The sequence below is a fragment of the Novosphingobium sp. FG137 genome (assembly GCF_057809735.1).
On record NZ_JBMDKN010000001.1, the window covers coordinates 308,431 to 324,337 of the forward strand.

Sequence of the window (15,907 nt, forward strand, 5' to 3'; positions counted from 1 at the left end):
CTAGGCAAAGATCCCACACCAGAGCGGGGTCGTCGGGCGGCATGATCGAAGTATGATCAGGGGGATTCAGGGTCAGGACAGTACGCCAGCTGCGCGTAGTGTCGTGATTATCGCAGCAATTGCAGTGCGGGCCTCGCTGTCGATCACCGCGCCTCCGGATGGTATCGTCGGCGCCGGCGCAAGTTGCCACGTGCCTCCGGCGAAGAATCGGTAGGCGGCTGCTGCGATATCGTAGGCGCGCATCCCCTCTCTGGCAGAAACAAACCGCCAACCGCCTTCGCTCCAGGCTGCAATCCGGCCACTTTGTCCGGCAAATGCGCCGGTCGCGCTTGCTCCCACCAGCCAGCACTGCCCGTTTGCTGGCGCTGTCGGTGGAGCCGTGATGACCGCTTCGACGGCCGGATGGAGCAGCACGTCTGCCGCTAGCAAGGCTTCATTTACAATCACTTCCTTCTGGCTCTGCCCGGCGAACAGCATGGGCAATGCAAAGCGCGGCGAAGTAGACGAAAAGCTCAGGGGGTCGGTCATCATCGTGTCCTCTCGCGGGCGTCAGGAAGGGAAATCGATGTGCAGCGGCATGGAGGCAGCATTTCGCCCGATCTGGCGAACGGCAAAGTATTGCGGCGCGTCAGCGGGCAGTCCTGCAATCTGCTCCGCTGTCGCCACGAAGGTACTGGCCATCGTTTGCCAGCGCAGCGCCGGTGTATCCGGGTCGCCGACGGTGATTTCCCAGAGCTCCGACTCTTCGTTCAGCGGCGTATCGACTCCATTGAGCCAGACCCATGCCCCGCGTGCCCGCCGCATCCAGCGCAGCGCGATGGAACCATCGTTCTGCAGCACTGCCGTACCGTGAACAGGCGAGAGCGGCCGCAGCGTGGCTTCCGGGTCTGCGATCGGCACAGTGACTGCGGCGGTGTCGCCCAGGCCGACCGCAACGATTTGGGTTGCGGCCGGATCGCCGATCATGGCCGCATCCAGCTGCACCAGGCTGTCGTCGATCAGAACGAAGGGTTCGCCAGTGACATGGGTCCCCACCGCCCACTCCGTTCCGCCGCGACCGCGTAGCCAGTTGCCTAGCCGCCACACGCCGCTTCCCAGCGGTGCGGCGCTTGCAAACTGGGCGATCTCGTTGCCGATCCGGGCCCGATTCGCCCCCTGCAGGAGCTGGGCGAGGCTGGCATCGACCAGCACTTGATCCGTGCCCGCCAGCGCGACGTCCAGCGTCGATTGGCGATCGAGCAAGAGCGGTGACGCGGTGGGCAGCGCGCCAATGGTGCGGCCCAAGCGCGCCCTGCTACGTCCGGTCGAGCCGATGGAAGTCAGTGCGCCGCCATCGCCGCCGAGATCCGCAAGCAGGGCGGCGCCGGTCCAGCCCGCACTGGCTCCCGATGCCGCGGCGAAAACCGCTGCCGTCGTTCCGCTCCCGGTCCCATCCCATGGCAGCGCAAACGCTTCCAGCACAGTCGGTGTGTTGGCAAGATCCGCAGCGGGATTGAACCGGCCCGGATCCGTCACGGGTGCCGAACTCACGGCAGTCGCTCCGCTTGACGGGCTCGCGGTCAGCGACAGCAACACACCGTCCTGCTGCCACTCCCATTGGGAAATCCGCCATAGGCCAGAGGCGATTGGAATGCTCACGAATGCACCGGGGGTTATCGCGGGGTCGATTTCCGTGATCCGGTAGGTGATCGTATCGGCAGGGCGCGCTGCCCGGCGACTTGCATTGCCGGCCAGCGTCTGCGCCTCTGCGGCGCTGAGTGCCGCCGGAAGTTCGATGACCTCGAGGTCGCCCTGCTCGCTCCGGCCGATGCCGCGCTGAAGGCCCGGCTGGTAGTCGCGTGCCACGTCGTAATACCGGACACCGCACTGGCGCACTCGCGGCAGAGGTTCGCGCTTGCGTGACCAGCCGCTGGCCTTGGCCTCCGCCGATTGGCCGTCCGTGTTTGCGGCCGCAGGGCCAGGCAAGGCTACTGGCGTGACAGACCCGGCTGGCTCTGCCGCTTGGATCGCCAAAGTGCCCCCGGAAACCGCGCAGACGATCGGCACGGCTTCCGAGATCACCGCCAGCGCATCGCCAGCGGAACCCTGGTCGATGCTGAAGCCCGTAAGGCTGGTGTCCAAATTGCTCACCGCCGCGTCCGGCAGGATCGTCCGCGCGATGGCACCGATCGAAGTGCCGGCCGTGTCCGCCAGTATCTCGAAGGTCAGCGAGGGGATGCGGTTGCCATAGTCCGCCAGTTCCAAATCCTCGAACACCGCATAGGCAAGGCCGCGATGCGCAGGACACTGCGTCAGCCCCTCCGCTTGGACCATCAGTGGATCGGCTGCCTGATCCCCATGGCCATGGTGGATGCGCAGAGTGCCACCCACCTTGAGATCGCCGCCCGCGCCGCGCAGCAGGTTGCCGTCAGCCCAGATTCGCCCAATCCCCGCGATCGGCCTGCTGGCAATCGCCACCGCGAACGACGAGGTGTAGGTATAGCTGGTGACCGAAGGTCGTCCCTTGCCGCCGCGCGCCGTATCCTTGTGCTCGACGAGTTCGGTTGCCCAGATCACACTGCCCGCAGCCCGCATCTTGCCGAAATGCAGGGGCAAAGCAGACCCATAGCTCGATGTCTGGACCGTCAGATCCTTCAGGCGCGGGCCTTCGACCTTGCGTCCCCCCATGATAGCGGCATCGACCTGGCGCCCCACGAGCGCCCCGATCGCACCGCCAAGCGGACCGCCGAACACGGTGCCAACAGCAGTGAGCAGCAAAGTAGCCATACGTGTCAGTCCCTGATTGTGTGCAGCAAGGTCGGAACCCGCCAGCCACCGGCGGTCGGCCATGGCAGGGGTCCGGGCAGGAAGGTCACCTTGCCCAGTCCGGCGTGCGCATGGATGAAGCCGCCCGCAGCACGCACCACGAGGTGCGGCTGGATCGGGCTCACCATGACGAGCACGACATCGGCATCCGCTGGCGGTGCCGGTTCGAACCGATTGGCTTGAGCAAAGGGCAGCAGGCTGTTCACCGAGATGGTGCGCAGGCGATATCCTGCCGGTACGACCGGCTCGGTTCCCGCGCGGCGCATCGCTTCCGCCACCACCCCCACGCAGTCGAGGCCCGTCGCAGGATCGCGGCCATGCAGCCGAAAGCGGACGCCGATCAGGCTCGCTGCGGCTTCAACGAACGCCGCGTTCACCGCTGCGCTGCCGGATAGCGGGTCAGCAGATCATTTCCCGGCAGGAACGGCTCGCCCTGAAAGTTGATGGCGTTGCCGAAACGAGTCGCGCAGGTGCCAAGCGTGTGGTCGCACCCTTCGCGCAGCTCGATCCGTGTGCCGATGGCTGCATTCGCAGCCGCCGCCCGGTCCAGCACAAGCCAGGTGCTGTCGACCGCCTCGATCCGGCGAATCAACCCCGCCTCGGGGCCATCGATCCAGCGCAGCGTTCCGAAGGCCAACGATTCGGCAGCCGGCCCCCCTGAAACGCGGACGGCTCCCCCATCCGCCGAAGTAGCGGCGAGAACCGCCTGATGGGTGAAGGCATTGGCAGACAGCGTGCAGCCTTCGCCGCAGAATTCTGCTCGGCAGGTTGGTGCGGTTCGCGGCACGATCTGGCGCGCCAGCAGGTCCTTGACCGAACGCAGCTCGGCCGAAAAGCCCGCACCCTCATGCCCCACGGTACCGATCGTGCCGGCATAGAGCGTCATGCGTTCAAGCGTCTCCCAATCGACCAGCCCCATCGCGATGGAACCGCCGTCGAACCGGCCTGCCGCAAGGTCCATCTCGCGGATGGAATCGTGGCTGAGCGCGCCCGCCACTTCCGCGCTGTCTGCCTCGAAATCGGCGGTGCGGCGGATCGCCGAGGGCACCATGCCGGGCGCGGTGCGATGGACGAGCCCATCGAACGCAAGGTCCCGATCATGGCTCGTGAAGCCCAACGTCACGCCATCGCGCCGCTCGAGCCGCCACCAGATGGCAACGGTCTCAAGCGGTTGGCTGAACCAGACCCTCGTGCTTTCGGGCATGTCAGGCTTCCTCGCGCAGTTCAATCAGCGGCACGCTCGGTGCCTCGCCCGCGGCAAACGCCGCGCCGGAGATGTCGAGCCGGTCTTCGGCAAACCGCACCGGCACGTCGAACAGGAAGCCTGCGCGCACGGTCTTGCCCGCAGCCGGCGCGTCGGCAAACACGATCTCGCCCAGGCCATCGAGGGTCCAGCTCGTCACCGCCGCGCCGTCCACGCTCACCAGCAGGCTGTCCGGGCGAGGACGGGTAATGCGCCGCTGCTGCGCATCGATGCCGAGGCCATAGGCCTTTACCAGCGGGAAACGTGCCCTGGCCCCGTTGCCGGTCCCGATCACCTGATCCAGCCCGGTTGGCGTGCCGGTCATGCCATTGGAACTGTAGTCGGATGGATCCCGCAGCCGGAACCCCCGCGCCTGTCCGCGCCGCGCCCGGAAGAAGCCGATCAGCTCGCCGAGCTCGGCTTCGGAGCGGACGCCGGGGCCCACATCGAAACGCAACCGAGCATCGGCCCAAAGGCTGCTGCGCCGCTCGAACCCGGATGCCGTGATCGTCACATTGGTCGAAAACTCAGGAGTCACGGTCGCGGACCGGCCAATCGCGATAGGGAAGAGCACGTCGTCGAAGGGTTGCATCATGTCGTCCTCGCTGGCCGCCCCGGCGGTGGCATCGGGCAGGCGGGTAAAGCCGTCGCGCGCCACTTGCGGCAGCGCCCAGATGAAAGTTTCCGCCACGCCCAGCGCCTGCGCTTCGCTCGCGGCTGCATCGATCAGTGGCCACATGGCCTCGGCATCGGTGGCGTTCAGCACAAAGCCCGAAAGGTAATGCTGCTGCGTGCGCGGGTAGCCGAGCCGAGCCTCCGCTTCGGCCCGCCCCCGTGTCCGCCGCGCTTCGAACCCGGCCGTCAGCCAGTCGTAGTCTTCGAGCTGCAGCACATCGAAAGCGGGCGCCGCCCATCCGGTCGGCAGGTTCGCACGCCGCGCCTCGGGTGTCGCGGGATCGAGCACGGTTGGCAGGAATGCCAACAGCAGCGTTTCGCACCGCGCGCTCCCCGCCGCCGTTCGCACGGCTGCCGCCAGGCTCGTCGTCGAACTCGCCAGCAGCGCGCCCGCTGCATCAAGCAGCGCCTTCTGCGCAGCCGTCAGCGTCGCACCAAGGTCGGGAATGACCACCGGGCTGCCGCCCAGTGCCGCCTTGGCTGCGTCGTCGTAGAGACAGATCTTGCGATCTGCGGTGACCCACCACCACGGCTCACCCACTTGATACCGCACCGGCAAGCCGGCTTCGATCAACAATCCGGCCAGCCGCACCGCAACCTTGCGCAGCCAGTCATTCGCCGCCGTGCTGGCCGGCGAAAGCAAAGCCGAAGGCGGCGACCAGCCGGTTCGGGCCGGAGCGCCATCGGCGGTTCGCTGCTGCCAGGCGGCGGGACAATGCTGTGCCAGCAACTCGTAGGATTGCGAGAGGATGACCGTGTATCCCATCGCCTTTGCGGCAGACAGGAACGCCCCATGCCAATGTTCTGCCGCAGGATTGAGTGCAGGCAGCGCCGGATCGACCACGAAACCGCCCGCGCCGTCCGGCGCCAGCGGAAAGAAGTGGCTCATTCCGACATAGTGGTTGATGCTGCCGCGATAGCCCAGGCCCCGAATGGTGCGGAGTATTCGCGCCGGCGTCTGGTTGTAGCCGTCGTCATAGCCCGTCGCCATGCAAAGCCCGTGCGGCGGCACCATCACATCGCCGATGGTCAGCATGGGTCTGTGCCCGCTGCAGCGCATGGCGCTCAATTCGGCCCAACCCGTCAACGCCGGTGAAAACGGCGTCGTCGCGGTCGCCGAATAGCCGGGCGCGACGAGTGAAATGAACATCCGGTCGATGTCCGAGGGATGGACCGGATCGGCTTCCCCCGGCAGCAGGAACCCACCCGCCAGCGCCGAGAATGGCAACGTCACCACCGCATCGGTCGGGGTCCCCTCGGCATAGTTCCACAGCCGCACATACCAACCGCGCGGATTGCCAGCCGCGTCGCGACCCTCGATCGTCAGCGTCGGACCATTGATGGCATCGAGCGGCAGCACGCCGCTGGAACGCCAGCGAAACGACAGGGTGAGCCGCGCATAGTCGCGGTTGGTGTCATAGGCGAGCAGCGGGTGGTCCCACCGGTCTGCGCTCTCCCAGATCAGCCCGATCAGATCATCCGCCTTCTGGAACACCGCATCGACTCGCAGCGCGTCGGGTGCCGTGGTCACCACCGAAGCCATCGCCGGGCGCGGGAAATCCACGGTCCAGAATCGCGGATCGAACCGCTGGATCGTGTCGGTCGCCTGCACGGTGCGGCGGTTTGCCAGCCAGAAGCTCATGGCCTCTCGTTCCTTCTCAGTATTCGCTCAGGGCGCGGCGCACCGCCTGCGCCACCTGACGGCTGGAGCGGCGCAGGCTTTCCGGGCTGCTGCTGCCTGCGGGCGCGACCACCTTGATCGAGACGTTGACAGCCCGCCCGCCGCCGCCGCTGCCCGGGTCGATCTGCCCGGCCGATGTCGGCACGAATAGCTCCGGCCCGCGCTCGCCGACGAGGTATGGCCGCCCCGGCGCGACCGGTCCGCCGGTCGCTCGGCCCGGCAACCCGAAGATCGAGCTGATCAGGCCGCCAAGGCCGAGGATCCCGCCGCCAAGGCCACTGCCTCCCGAACTCCCGAGCCCGATCGAGGCCAGGCCGCCGCGCAGGGCCTGCGCCGCAATGTCGTCGAGCACCCTGAGACCGGTACGGCGCAAGTCCTCGAACCCCAGGCTTCCGCGCCGCACGGCGCTCAGCAACCCGCGCTCCAGCACATCGCTGCCCCGGCTGAAACCATCGACCAGGATCGAATCGAAGCTGTTACGCATCTGGCCGATGTCGGCGGCAAACCCGTCGGTGCTGGCCCGCACATCGACGACCAGCGTAGAAAGACTATCCATGCGCGTCGCGCTCCATCATTGAAGACAGGGTGGTGCGGTCGATGCCGTCCGCCGGCGGCGGTGCGGCGGCCATGACAACCGCCGCCAGTTCGGCCGGGGTGGCGGACCAGAAGGTATCCGGCGCCCAGCCGATCAGCAGCGCCGCCTGGCCCGAAAGCCGTGTCGCTGCCTCGCCGAAGTGCTCGCTCATCCGCCGCCCTTCAGCACCTGCACGAGCAGGCTGCGCAGCGCCGGTGCGCAGGCAGAGAGGCCGGCGCGGGTAACTGCCTCAGCAAAGTCCTCGCGGCTTTGTTCGGAAGGATGCGCCAGGCAATGCCAGAACAGCGCCACCATCTCGCCCAGCTTCAGCTCGCCGCCGCTCGCGCGCTCGACAAGCGCAAACAGCGGCCCAAGTTCTTCTTCGGCGGCCACAAGGGCCCCGAAAGTCGGGCGCAGCACATGCGTCACGCCGTCCAGCGGCAGACCAGCCTCGCCGCGATGCGGATTGGCGGTCGCGGGCGTCATCGGCACGCCGCTCATACCTGCACCACCACGCCCGAGCTTTCGAGCGACAGCGTGTAATTGCGCTCGCCGTTGAAATCGCCGGAGTAATCCAGCTTCTGGACAAGGAACTTGCCGCGCATCTTCTCGCCGCCCTCGAATGAAAGCTCGTAGTCGGTGATGGTGCCGGCCAGCGCATTGCCGCGAACCTGGCTCTCGGCGGCGCTGCCAAGGAAGATTCCGGCTGCACTCACGCTCACCGATCGCGTTCCCGCGCCGGAAAGCAGCTCGCGCCAGCCACCCGAATCCTTGCTGGTCACCACCACCAGTTCGCCGTTGATCGACATCTGCGTCGTGCGCAGCCCGGCCACGGTGTTGTAGGTCGGCGTCGCAGCGCCATCGCTGATCTTCAGCAGAAAGGCGCTTCCCTTCTGTGCGGGCATTTCGGTTCTCCTGGTTGAGAGTTAGGCATCACATTCGCAAGGCAGGGCCTGCGTTCAGGCAGCCAGCACCCGCGCCCGGTATTCGAGCACGAGCGAGCGCAGCGCCTCGCCGCGCTGCTCGGCGCGGGCCTTGAGGAACGTCAGGCTGGCGATCCGGAATCCGGCTGCGCTCTGGTCGGCAGGCAGGCTTTCCATCCGCGCTTCGATGGCGCCGATCAGATCGGTCTCCGCCAGTTGCGCATAGCCGCGGTAGTTGAGCTCGAGCGCCACGCGGATTTCGCGTCCACGCAGGCTCTTGTTGCTCCAGTCGGTGCTTGCGCTCGCTGTCAGCGCCAGCCAGGGCAGCGCGGTCTTGATCGGCGCTTCCTCGACAATCGCGTTCAGTCCGTCCGCCAGCGTCGGATCAGCGGCGAGCCAGGCAATAACTGCGGCACGAAAAGCCAGTTCCATTGCTCACTCCTGTCACAGCAAGGGCCACAGCCACCGCGCGGACCGCCAGTTGGCCGTGTTGTCCGGTGCGGGGCGGCTGGCGGCCCGGGCTTCGGCGATGCGGCGCGCGGCGGCGATCAGCTGCTGCTGCACCTGGGCAAAGTTGCTGCCAGTTCCGCTCATGCGATGCGCATCCGCCGCCAGGGCCGCCACAGCGCCGCCACCGAGGCCGGCGGCCCGGCCATGGCCTTGTCATTGTCCCGCGCGCGGTGCTGGTATGCGGCCCAGCGCACCAGACCCTGCTGGATCGCATAGGGCAGCGTGTCCCACCCTTCTGCCATTCCGGCGGTGAACCTCACGGCAACACGGGTCTGCTCGATCGGCCGCGCGAGCCGCATGCGCCCGGTGCCTTCGGCGTCGATGTCGATATCGTAGTCGGTCGCCGCCAGCGCAGATCGGGTGCCATCAGCCGCAATCGCCAGCACGCCGGTGATCGCCTTGACTGGCCGGGTCGCCAGCGATTGCCAGTCACCACAAGCCTGCAGCACTTCCTCGCAGCCTGATACCAGCGGCATCGTGCCGATAAATCCTTCGCACAACTCCAGCGCGGTCTTGATCAGACCTGTCAGCTCCGCGTCATCGCGCGTCGTGCTGATGCCAAGCCATGCCTTGAGTTCGGCGAGCGCCGTCGGTGCCAGTGTCGGCGGCGCGGTTATTGCCCGCTTCATGGCAATCTCCGGTGTTCGGGGGATGGAAACATCCAGGGCAGGAAAAAGGGGCGTCCGCGGCGTGAGGGGAACCGCCGCGGACGCGGGGCCGGCGCGACAGGGGATTTCGCGCCAGCCCTCAACCATTCAGGCCTCAACCAGTCAGGCCTGCCTCGTTCAGGTCGAAATCTTGAGCAGCTTGATCGCGTCGCTATCGAGCAGCTGACCACCGACGCGGCGCGTCGCATAGAACTGCACGTAGGGCTTGTTGGTGTAGGGATCGCGCAGGATCGTCGTCGCGGTGCGTTCGGCGATGAGGTAACCGGCCTTGAAGTTGCCGAACGCGATCGGGAAGCTGCCCGCACCGATATCGGGCATGTCTTCGGCCTCGATCACCGGATAGCCCAGCAGCCGGCTCGGCTGGCCATCGACGATGCCCGCCTGCCACAGGAACGAGCCATCGGCCGCCTTGAACTTGCGCACCGTCGCCAGCGTTGTCGAATTCATCATCCACACCGCGCCCTGGCGCAGCGCGGCCTTCATCGCGAAGACCATGTCGATCAGCTTCGCTTCCGGCGTCGTGTCAAACGCATTGGCATTGCCCGATGCGATGAACTGCAGCGTGCCGAAAGCGCGCGCCGCATCGCTCTGCGCGGCGGTCGGCCCGGTGAGGAAGCCGCGCGGCTGGTTGGTGCCGGTGCCGTTGATGAAGGCGGCGCCTTCGGCACGGGCGAACTCGCTGGCAATTTCACCTGCCAGCCAGTTGCTCACATCGAACGCGGCATCGTCGAGCATCTGCTGCGTGGCCGAGGGATTGGCGTAGAGCTCGCCCAACGGCGGCACGATCTCGGCGAACTTGGGGCTTGCCGTTTCGGTACGCGCGCCGGTTTCGCTGGCCCAGCCAGACGCCGTACCGCCGATCGAGATCAGGCGGCGGAAACCGCTGGTGCTGGTCTGCACCACATTGGCCACGCTGCGCACCGGGCTCATCTTGAGCAAGCGGCGTGCGATCTCGGTATCGATCGTACGCGGAACGGTGAAGCCGCCATCCGCCGGCGAAGCGATCGAGAAGCCCTTGAGCTCGGTCTCCCGGCCCATGCGCAGATAGCCATCGACAAAGCCCTTGAGCTCCGGCGAAGCTTCCAGCGCGCCATCTGCCGCGCTGCCGATCACCGGCCGCACCGCCGCGCGGTTCACCTTGTCGAGCCGGCCCTTCACTTCGGCAATGTCGCCGCGCAGCGCCTCGATTGCGGCGGCCGCCTCATCCTGCCGCAGCGCGATGTCGAACGACGCGTCGAACGCGTCGGCCTTGGTCTCGATTGCGCCGCTCATGGCACTTTCGGGGGTGTTGATGTCCATGGAACCGAACGTCCTTTCTTGATGGCGGCCGTCATTGCGGGGCCTCACGCTCCGCGGCGGCCGTTTCGGGGTTCACGAAAATGTTGGGGTTACGAAGACTTGGAGGTTACGCCGGCGCCAATCGGCCGCCATTGCTGTCGACATAGTGGACCCGGGCCAGTTGCTGCATGGGCCGGGTCACCAGGCTGACTTCGATCAGGTCGATGCTGCGCAGTTCGCGCCCGCTGCCCTGCGGTGCGGCATCGCGCACCCGATATCCGAACGAGAGACCATTCACCGCCCCTGCCGCCAGAGCCTTGGCGGCAGGGCCAGCACCGGGCGAAAGCGAAGCGATCACGCGCAGGCCGTGCCGGTCTTCCTCGGCAAGATCGACCCAGCCGATCCGCTGGCCGGTGCGGTGCTGCCATAGCAGGGGCAGCCGCACGCCCGCCTCCTTGCGCGCCGCCAGCGTTTCGGCAAATGCGCCCGGCAGGATCACATCACCGCCGCTGTCGCGCTTGCCGAAGACGGCGGCGTAACCCGCAAAGCGAAGGGCCGGAGGCGCCGGCTCCGAAGCGCCGCTCATCGCAGCACATCCTCGGATCCGAGCCGCACCGCGATGCCCAGTAGCAGCAGCGCGAGCAGCCCGCGCACCACCCAGCCGACCACGGCCTTCCAGGCGCTCGCCTTCGCGTCCCGCCACGCCCGCAACAGTTCGCGCAGTTCGGCGAGGTCCTCATGCGCGGTTTCGTCGGCAAGGCCCATCTGCTCAAGCGCCCGCGCCGCTCCCAGCTCGCTTGCTTCTTCGACCACGGCCCTGAGTGTGATCAGTTCAGAGCCTTCGCTCCCGGCCTGCGCCAGCAGCCCGGCCAGCATGTCCTCGCGTCTCATGCCAGCTTCTCCGCAATGCCGAGCATCTGCCGCTTTTCGGCAGGTGTCAGGAAATCCGCCGCCGTCACCTGCGACCACAATGCCTGCCGGTCCTCGGCCAGTGCCGGCACCCGATCGAGTTCGACCGCCAGCCGCGCATCCGCGAACCAGGGCGCCAACCCCTCGGCGAGTGCATCCAGAATCTTGCCCGCCAGCGGCAACAGCGTGAGCCGCCACAGCGCGCGATTGGCCTCGCGGTAATTGGCGTACGTGTTATCGCCCGGCAGCCCGAGCAGCATCGGCGGCACGCCGAAGGCGAGAGCGATATCCCGCGCCGCCGCTGCCTTCAGCGTGGCAAAGTCCATGTCCGCGGGGCTCAGCGCCAGCGTCTGCCACTTGAGCCCGCCTTCCAGCAGCATCGGGCGTCCGGCATTGGTTTCGCCCGAAAACGCTGCCGCCAGCTCGGTCTTGATCCGTTCGAACTGGTCGGCGCTCAGCGCCGCACCCGGCTCGCCGGGGTCATAGACCAGCGCACCGGAAGGCCGCGCCGCGTTGTCCAGCAGCGCCCGGTTCCACCGCGCGGCGGCATTGTGGATCGCCACGGCCTCGTCCGCCGCCTCAAGGCAGCCTGCGCCATAATGATCGTCTGAGGGGTGAAAGGCGCGGATGTGAATGAGGTTGGGCTGGCCGAACTCGTCCACCGCATCGATCTGCAGCGTCGTCTCGCCCAAAGTGTAGGTGAACGCCGCCGGCCAGCCCTTGCTGTCGGGCACGATCCGCACCCGCTCGGGCCGCAGTGCAAAGAGTTCGGCGGGCTGGCCATCAGCATCGCGCAGCACCTGCACATAGCCATTGCCGTGCAGCAGCAGCTGGCTCGCCAGCGTCTCGAGCAGCGCCTGCCCCGCGCTGGTCGCGCCGACGAGCCGGACCAGTCCCGGGTCCGATGCAGAAAGCGGCGCGCTGCCCACACCCTCGGCCACCAGCCGCACGGCGCGCTGCGCAACCGGGTTCTTCAGATAGGCCTCGCGGATTGCGGCCGGATAGTTGAGCGGCCCTCGCGCCTCGCCGCCGCGCCATTGAAACGCCTCGGCCCAGGGGGAAATGAACCCGCGTGCCAGAGGCGCACGGTCGGTTACCGCGGCGCCCTTGAAGGCGGCCGCGAGGCTTTGCAAAATCGACATGTCCAGCCTTTCAAAACGCTCGAAGCGATGATCTCCCCTCCGGCTTGCGGGAGGGGCTGGGGGTGGGCGTGTTCCCCCGAATTCGGGCACTGGTCTCTTAATCAATCCAGATGCGCGGCTCTCCAGCGCGGCCGAGCATCAACTCGGTCAGCGCCCAGACACAGGCATCGGCCCGGTCCGGTGATCGGCCGGGACCCTGATAGGTTCCGCCCGGCAGAAGACCGCACAGTTCGTCCTCCAGCCGCGCGAAGAAGCCGGCATGGCGCACCCGCCCGGCTTCATAGAGTGCCGCGACCGGCTCGGCCCGCGCTGTTTTCCCCCGCGTTGCGTGCACCAGCCGCAGCGGCAGCGTGGCATTCGCCGCCCGCAGCACGGCTCCCACCATCGCCCCGCCTTGGTTGGCCTCGGCCACCACGCGGTCGGCAGACCACGCTCGTGCCGTTTCGGCCACCGCACGGGCCCACCGCTCCGGGCTGGCTTTCTCGACCGATGCGTCTGCCAGCACGCGCGCCACACCGTCGTCGCCCAGCCCGCAAACCACGATCCCGCAGGCGTCGCCTTCGGCGCTGGCCGGTGGATCGACTCCCACGATCACGCGCGTCATCGCCGGAGCCGCGCCGGTGTCGCGGCAAGTCTCGATCAGCCCGCGCGTCCACAGCGCGCCGGGCAGATCATCGATCAGCTCGCCCTCCAGTTCCTGCCGCCCCAGCAGCGTCCCGCCGAATTCGCGCGTCACATCGGCAAGGAATCGACCCGGCAGGTTGGCCTCATTCTCCAGCGTTGAACCGCGCGTCAGCACGACATCGTCGTCCGCGCCGACCTGCGCCACCAGCCGCCTGACCAGCGGCACCGCGCGCGGTGTCGTCGTCGCCACGATCTGTGGTGCGCTCCCCAGCCGCAGGCCCAGCATCAGGTTGTCCCAGCACCGCCGGGCTTGCCCCTGGTTGTCGTCCCACTTGGCAATCTCGTCGCACCAGGCGTGGCTATGCTGCGGCCCGCGTAAGGCCTCGGCTTCCGCCGCCGAGTAAAGCAGCGCCTGCGCCCCGCCGGGCCATACGATCCGGCGCAGCGATGGCTCATAGCGCGGCCTCAGGTGCGGCGGGCTCACAGCCATCAGGCCGCTCTCACCCTCCACCATCACGCTGCGCGCTTCGTGCAAGGAGGAAGCCACCAGCGCGATCCGTGCGGAATGGTCGCTTTCGGCCACCATCCGCACCCATTCCGCCCCGGCGCGCGTCTTGCCGAACCCGCGCCCTGCCATGATCAGCCACACCCGCCAGTCGCCCGGCGGCGGCAGCTGCGAGGCGCGGGCCCACAGCGACCAGTCCGCCAGCACCGCGTTTCGTTCGCTCTCGTTGAGCCAATCCGGCAGCGCATGGGCGAGTCGGTCCTCGTCATGGCGCAGAAAGTCCAGCCGGTCGGACCTCACGCGGGATCCTGCGGCTTGGGCAGGATCCCGGCTGCCAGCGCCGCAGCCTCGCGCTGTGCCTTGGCCTCCATCACCCGGCGGCGCAGTTCATCGACCTTGCGATCGATCGCAGCCCGGATTTCCTCCGCGCTCGTATGCTGGCGCTGCGCACGTTCGCGCGTGGTCGATTCGCGGTGCGCGGCCAGCAGGCGGAACGCCGTGGCATTGTCGAACGTCCGGTTGCCCTTCTTGGCGCCGGCGGCAGGCTTCACTTCGCCAGTGCGGAGCCGGCAGAGCAGCTCCATCTCGAGGTTGTCGTAGCCTTCGCAGAGCGCCACCTGCCACTCTCGGTTGAATTCGTGATTATGCCGCCGGCGGTTATACGCAGTCGAAACATCGATGGACGCCGCGCGGGCCGCCGCAGCGACGTTAGAGGTATCCGCAAGCGCGGCCAGGAAGACGCCGGCCCACTTGGGGGTGCTGTCCGATCTGGCACGACGCGCAGGGGCGGCGGTGCGCGGCTTCGGCGCATTGGGTCGCTGGGCCATGAGGTTTCCGTCGCTGGGGGAGGGGGAGCACCGACCGGTCCGCTGCCGGGGCGGCGACTCGGTCTTTCGCGATGTTCCTGTTATGTACTCAAACAGCGTGACGATGTCAAGGAATTTGTACCTATATGGTTAAGCTCTGCGCCCCCTAGCACTTTGGCGCGTGCTCGCTTAGGGAATGTTTGGATTGCGTTGCTAGGGAACGGCCGCGGGACTTGTCCCGATTCTGCCCGCAGGCGCACGTTTGATCAGTCGAGTACCCAGCCCAATGCTTCGCAGCCTTTATAATTGGACCTTGGCTAAGGCCACGCACCCGCTTGCCGAAGTGTGGCTGGCGTTGTTCTCTGCCATGGAAGCCAGCTTCTTCCCTGTGCCGCCGCACCCTCTGCTCGGGGTCATGTGCCTTGCCGAACCGAAGAAGGCGGTGCGTTTCTCCGCGATCGCCACGGCCGGGTCCGTGCTTGGCGGCTTGCTGGGCTATGCGATCGGCTATTTCCTCTTCGCCAGCGTCGGCAAGCAGCTGCTCGAAATGCTCCACCTGGCTGAAAGCTTTCCGCAGGCAGCCTGCTATCTGCGCGCCCACGGCTGGGAGATCATCATCGTCAAGGGCGTCTTGCCGATACCGTTCAAGCTGATCACGATCAGCGCCGGTTTCATCAAGATGTCGTTGGTGACGTTCCTTTTCGCCAGCATCATCAGCCGTTCGATCAGCTTCATGATCGTCGGCGGGCTGTTCCAGCTGTTCGGCGCCCCGATCAAGCGCGTGATCGACAAGTACCTTGGGCTTGTGACCATCGGCTTCGTGATTTTCGTCGTCGGCGGATTCGTGCTTGCCGGCATGCTGACCGGCGGCAGCAGCGGTACTGATCCTGAGGCTGTCCGCTGCGCCACGGCTACGCTCGCCAACTTCTGATCGCGTCGCCCTCAGGCTCTCGCCCGATGCGGGCGGGGCGCAGAACTTGTAAAGCGGCCTTACCGGGGCGTCAGTGCCCCGGAAAATCCATCAGCGCTTCCACGGTCACACCGGCGCCCCGCAGGCGCTCTGCACCGTGCAAGTCCGGCAAGTCGATCACGAACAGCGCATGGTCCACCCGCGCACCTGCGCCGCGCAGCAACTCGGTCGCTGCCAGAGCGGTTCCTCCGGTGGCGATGAGGTCGTCGACGATCACCACCCTCGCACCCTTCTCGATTGCGCCCGGATCGATCTCCAGCCGGTCCCGGCCATACTCCAGCGCATAGTCGATGCCCACGGTGCGCACCGGCAGCTTGCCCGGCTTGCGCACTGGCACGAAGCCAAGTCGCATGTGTGCCGCCACCGCCGCGCCGAAGATGAAGCCGCGCGCCTCCATGCCGGCGATCACCTCTGCCCCGGCTGCCGCCGCCAACCGCGCCAGATGGGCGATGCAGGCGGCAAATCCCTCACCGTGGCTGATCAGCGTCGTTACGTCGCGAAACAGGATTCCCTTGGCAGGGAAGTCGGGCACCGTGCGCACAAGCGCCTTGATTTCGTCCTCGGTCATGGCGTGCCCTCCATAGCCCCGCCCAC

At 67.2% G+C, this 15,907-nt stretch carries 20 protein-coding genes; 1 reads left to right on the forward strand and 19 read right to left on the reverse strand.

What is annotated here, in order from left to right; translation table 11 throughout:
- Positions 1-72 precede the first annotated feature (72 nt).
- The 18 genes from ACODS2_RS01290 to ACODS2_RS01375 form a co-directional block, all read right to left on the reverse strand.
- Entirely contained in the window at positions 73-477 is a 405-nt protein-coding gene (locus ACODS2_RS01290; RefSeq protein WP_488997241.1) for a DUF2793 domain-containing protein, read from the reverse strand.
- A 72-nt stretch (positions 478-549) separates the two neighbouring features.
- Complete coding sequence (locus ACODS2_RS01295) at positions 550-2,766, reverse strand: phage tail protein (protein ID WP_488997242.1); 2,217 nt, start codon at positions 2,764-2,766, stop codon at positions 550-552.
- Positions 2,767-2,771: 5 nt separating this feature from the next.
- Positions 2,772-3,182: a peptidoglycan endopeptidase gene (locus tag ACODS2_RS01300; RefSeq protein ID WP_488997243.1), complete on the reverse strand. Its 411-nt coding sequence runs from the start codon at positions 3,180-3,182 to the stop codon at positions 2,772-2,774.
- Complete coding sequence (locus tag ACODS2_RS01305; RefSeq protein WP_488997244.1) at positions 3,179-4,009, reverse strand: DUF2163 domain-containing protein; 831 nt, start codon at positions 4,007-4,009, stop codon at positions 3,179-3,181. Before ACODS2_RS01305 ends, ACODS2_RS01300 begins: the two co-directional genes overlap by 4 nt.
- A 1-nt stretch (position 4,010) precedes the next feature.
- The gene (locus ACODS2_RS01310; RefSeq protein WP_488997245.1) at positions 4,011-6,365 is read right to left on the reverse strand and encodes a DUF2460 domain-containing protein; all 2,355 of its coding nucleotides are present in this window, start codon (positions 6,363-6,365) and stop codon (positions 4,011-4,013) included.
- Positions 6,366-6,381: 16 nt separating this feature from the next.
- Entirely contained in the window at positions 6,382-6,960 is a 579-nt protein-coding gene (locus ACODS2_RS01315) for a tail tape measure protein (protein WP_421839753.1), read from the reverse strand.
- On the reverse strand, positions 6,953-7,150 hold the full coding sequence (locus ACODS2_RS01320; protein ID WP_488997246.1) for a phage tail assembly chaperone: 198 nt from the start codon (positions 7,148-7,150) through the stop codon (positions 6,953-6,955). The genes ACODS2_RS01315 and ACODS2_RS01320 overlap by 8 nt, the downstream gene beginning before the upstream one ends.
- Positions 7,147-7,479, reverse strand: coding sequence for a gene transfer agent family protein (locus tag ACODS2_RS01325; protein WP_488997247.1), 333 nt, complete (start codon positions 7,477-7,479; stop codon positions 7,147-7,149). Before ACODS2_RS01325 ends, ACODS2_RS01320 begins: the two co-directional genes overlap by 4 nt.
- The gene (locus ACODS2_RS01330) at positions 7,476-7,883 is read right to left on the reverse strand and encodes a phage major tail protein, TP901-1 family (protein ID WP_298174091.1); all 408 of its coding nucleotides are present in this window, start codon (positions 7,881-7,883) and stop codon (positions 7,476-7,478) included. Before ACODS2_RS01330 ends, ACODS2_RS01325 begins: the two co-directional genes overlap by 4 nt.
- 54 nt (positions 7,884-7,937) lie before the next feature.
- A complete protein-coding gene (locus ACODS2_RS01335; RefSeq protein WP_298174090.1) occupies positions 7,938-8,333 on the reverse strand; it encodes a DUF3168 domain-containing protein in 396 nt (131 codons plus the stop codon).
- Between the two features lie 12 nt (positions 8,334-8,345).
- Positions 8,346-8,495, reverse strand: coding sequence for a hypothetical protein (locus ACODS2_RS01340; RefSeq protein ID WP_298174087.1), 150 nt, complete (start codon positions 8,493-8,495; stop codon positions 8,346-8,348).
- Positions 8,492-9,040, reverse strand: a complete 549-nt coding sequence (locus ACODS2_RS01345; RefSeq protein ID WP_488997248.1) for a head-tail connector protein — start codon at positions 9,038-9,040, stop codon at positions 8,492-8,494. Before ACODS2_RS01345 ends, ACODS2_RS01340 begins: the two co-directional genes overlap by 4 nt.
- A 156-nt stretch (positions 9,041-9,196) precedes the next feature.
- Positions 9,197-10,378, reverse strand: a complete 1,182-nt coding sequence (locus tag ACODS2_RS01350) for a phage major capsid protein (RefSeq protein ID WP_488997249.1) — start codon at positions 10,376-10,378, stop codon at positions 9,197-9,199.
- 106 nt (positions 10,379-10,484) lie between these two features.
- A complete protein-coding gene (locus ACODS2_RS01355) occupies positions 10,485-10,943 on the reverse strand; it encodes an HK97 family phage prohead protease (protein ID WP_488997250.1) in 459 nt (152 codons plus the stop codon).
- A complete protein-coding gene (locus tag ACODS2_RS01360) occupies positions 10,940-11,248 on the reverse strand; it encodes a DUF6127 family protein (RefSeq protein ID WP_298174078.1) in 309 nt (102 codons plus the stop codon). Before ACODS2_RS01360 ends, ACODS2_RS01355 begins: the two co-directional genes overlap by 4 nt.
- Entirely contained in the window at positions 11,245-12,408 is a 1,164-nt protein-coding gene (locus tag ACODS2_RS01365; RefSeq protein ID WP_488997251.1) for a phage portal protein, read from the reverse strand. Before ACODS2_RS01365 ends, ACODS2_RS01360 begins: the two co-directional genes overlap by 4 nt.
- A gap of 97 nt (positions 12,409-12,505) precedes the next feature.
- Entirely contained in the window at positions 12,506-13,780 is a 1,275-nt protein-coding gene (locus ACODS2_RS01370) for a DNA-packaging protein (RefSeq protein WP_488997891.1), read from the reverse strand.
- Between the two features lie 53 nt (positions 13,781-13,833).
- Positions 13,834-14,364, reverse strand: a complete 531-nt coding sequence (locus ACODS2_RS01375; protein WP_298174074.1) for a hypothetical protein — start codon at positions 14,362-14,364, stop codon at positions 13,834-13,836.
- A gap of 265 nt (positions 14,365-14,629) precedes the next feature.
- Between ACODS2_RS01375 and ACODS2_RS01380 the strand changes: the two genes are divergently transcribed.
- Positions 14,630-15,274, forward strand: a complete 645-nt coding sequence (locus ACODS2_RS01380; protein WP_488997252.1) for a YqaA family protein — start codon at positions 14,630-14,632, stop codon at positions 15,272-15,274.
- Positions 15,275-15,344: 70 nt separating this feature from the next.
- Here ACODS2_RS01380 and ACODS2_RS01385 read toward each other — a convergent pair whose 3' ends face one another.
- Positions 15,345-15,881, reverse strand: a complete 537-nt coding sequence (locus ACODS2_RS01385) for an adenine phosphoribosyltransferase (protein WP_488997253.1) — start codon at positions 15,879-15,881, stop codon at positions 15,345-15,347.
- Positions 15,882-15,907: the final 26 nt, after the last annotated feature.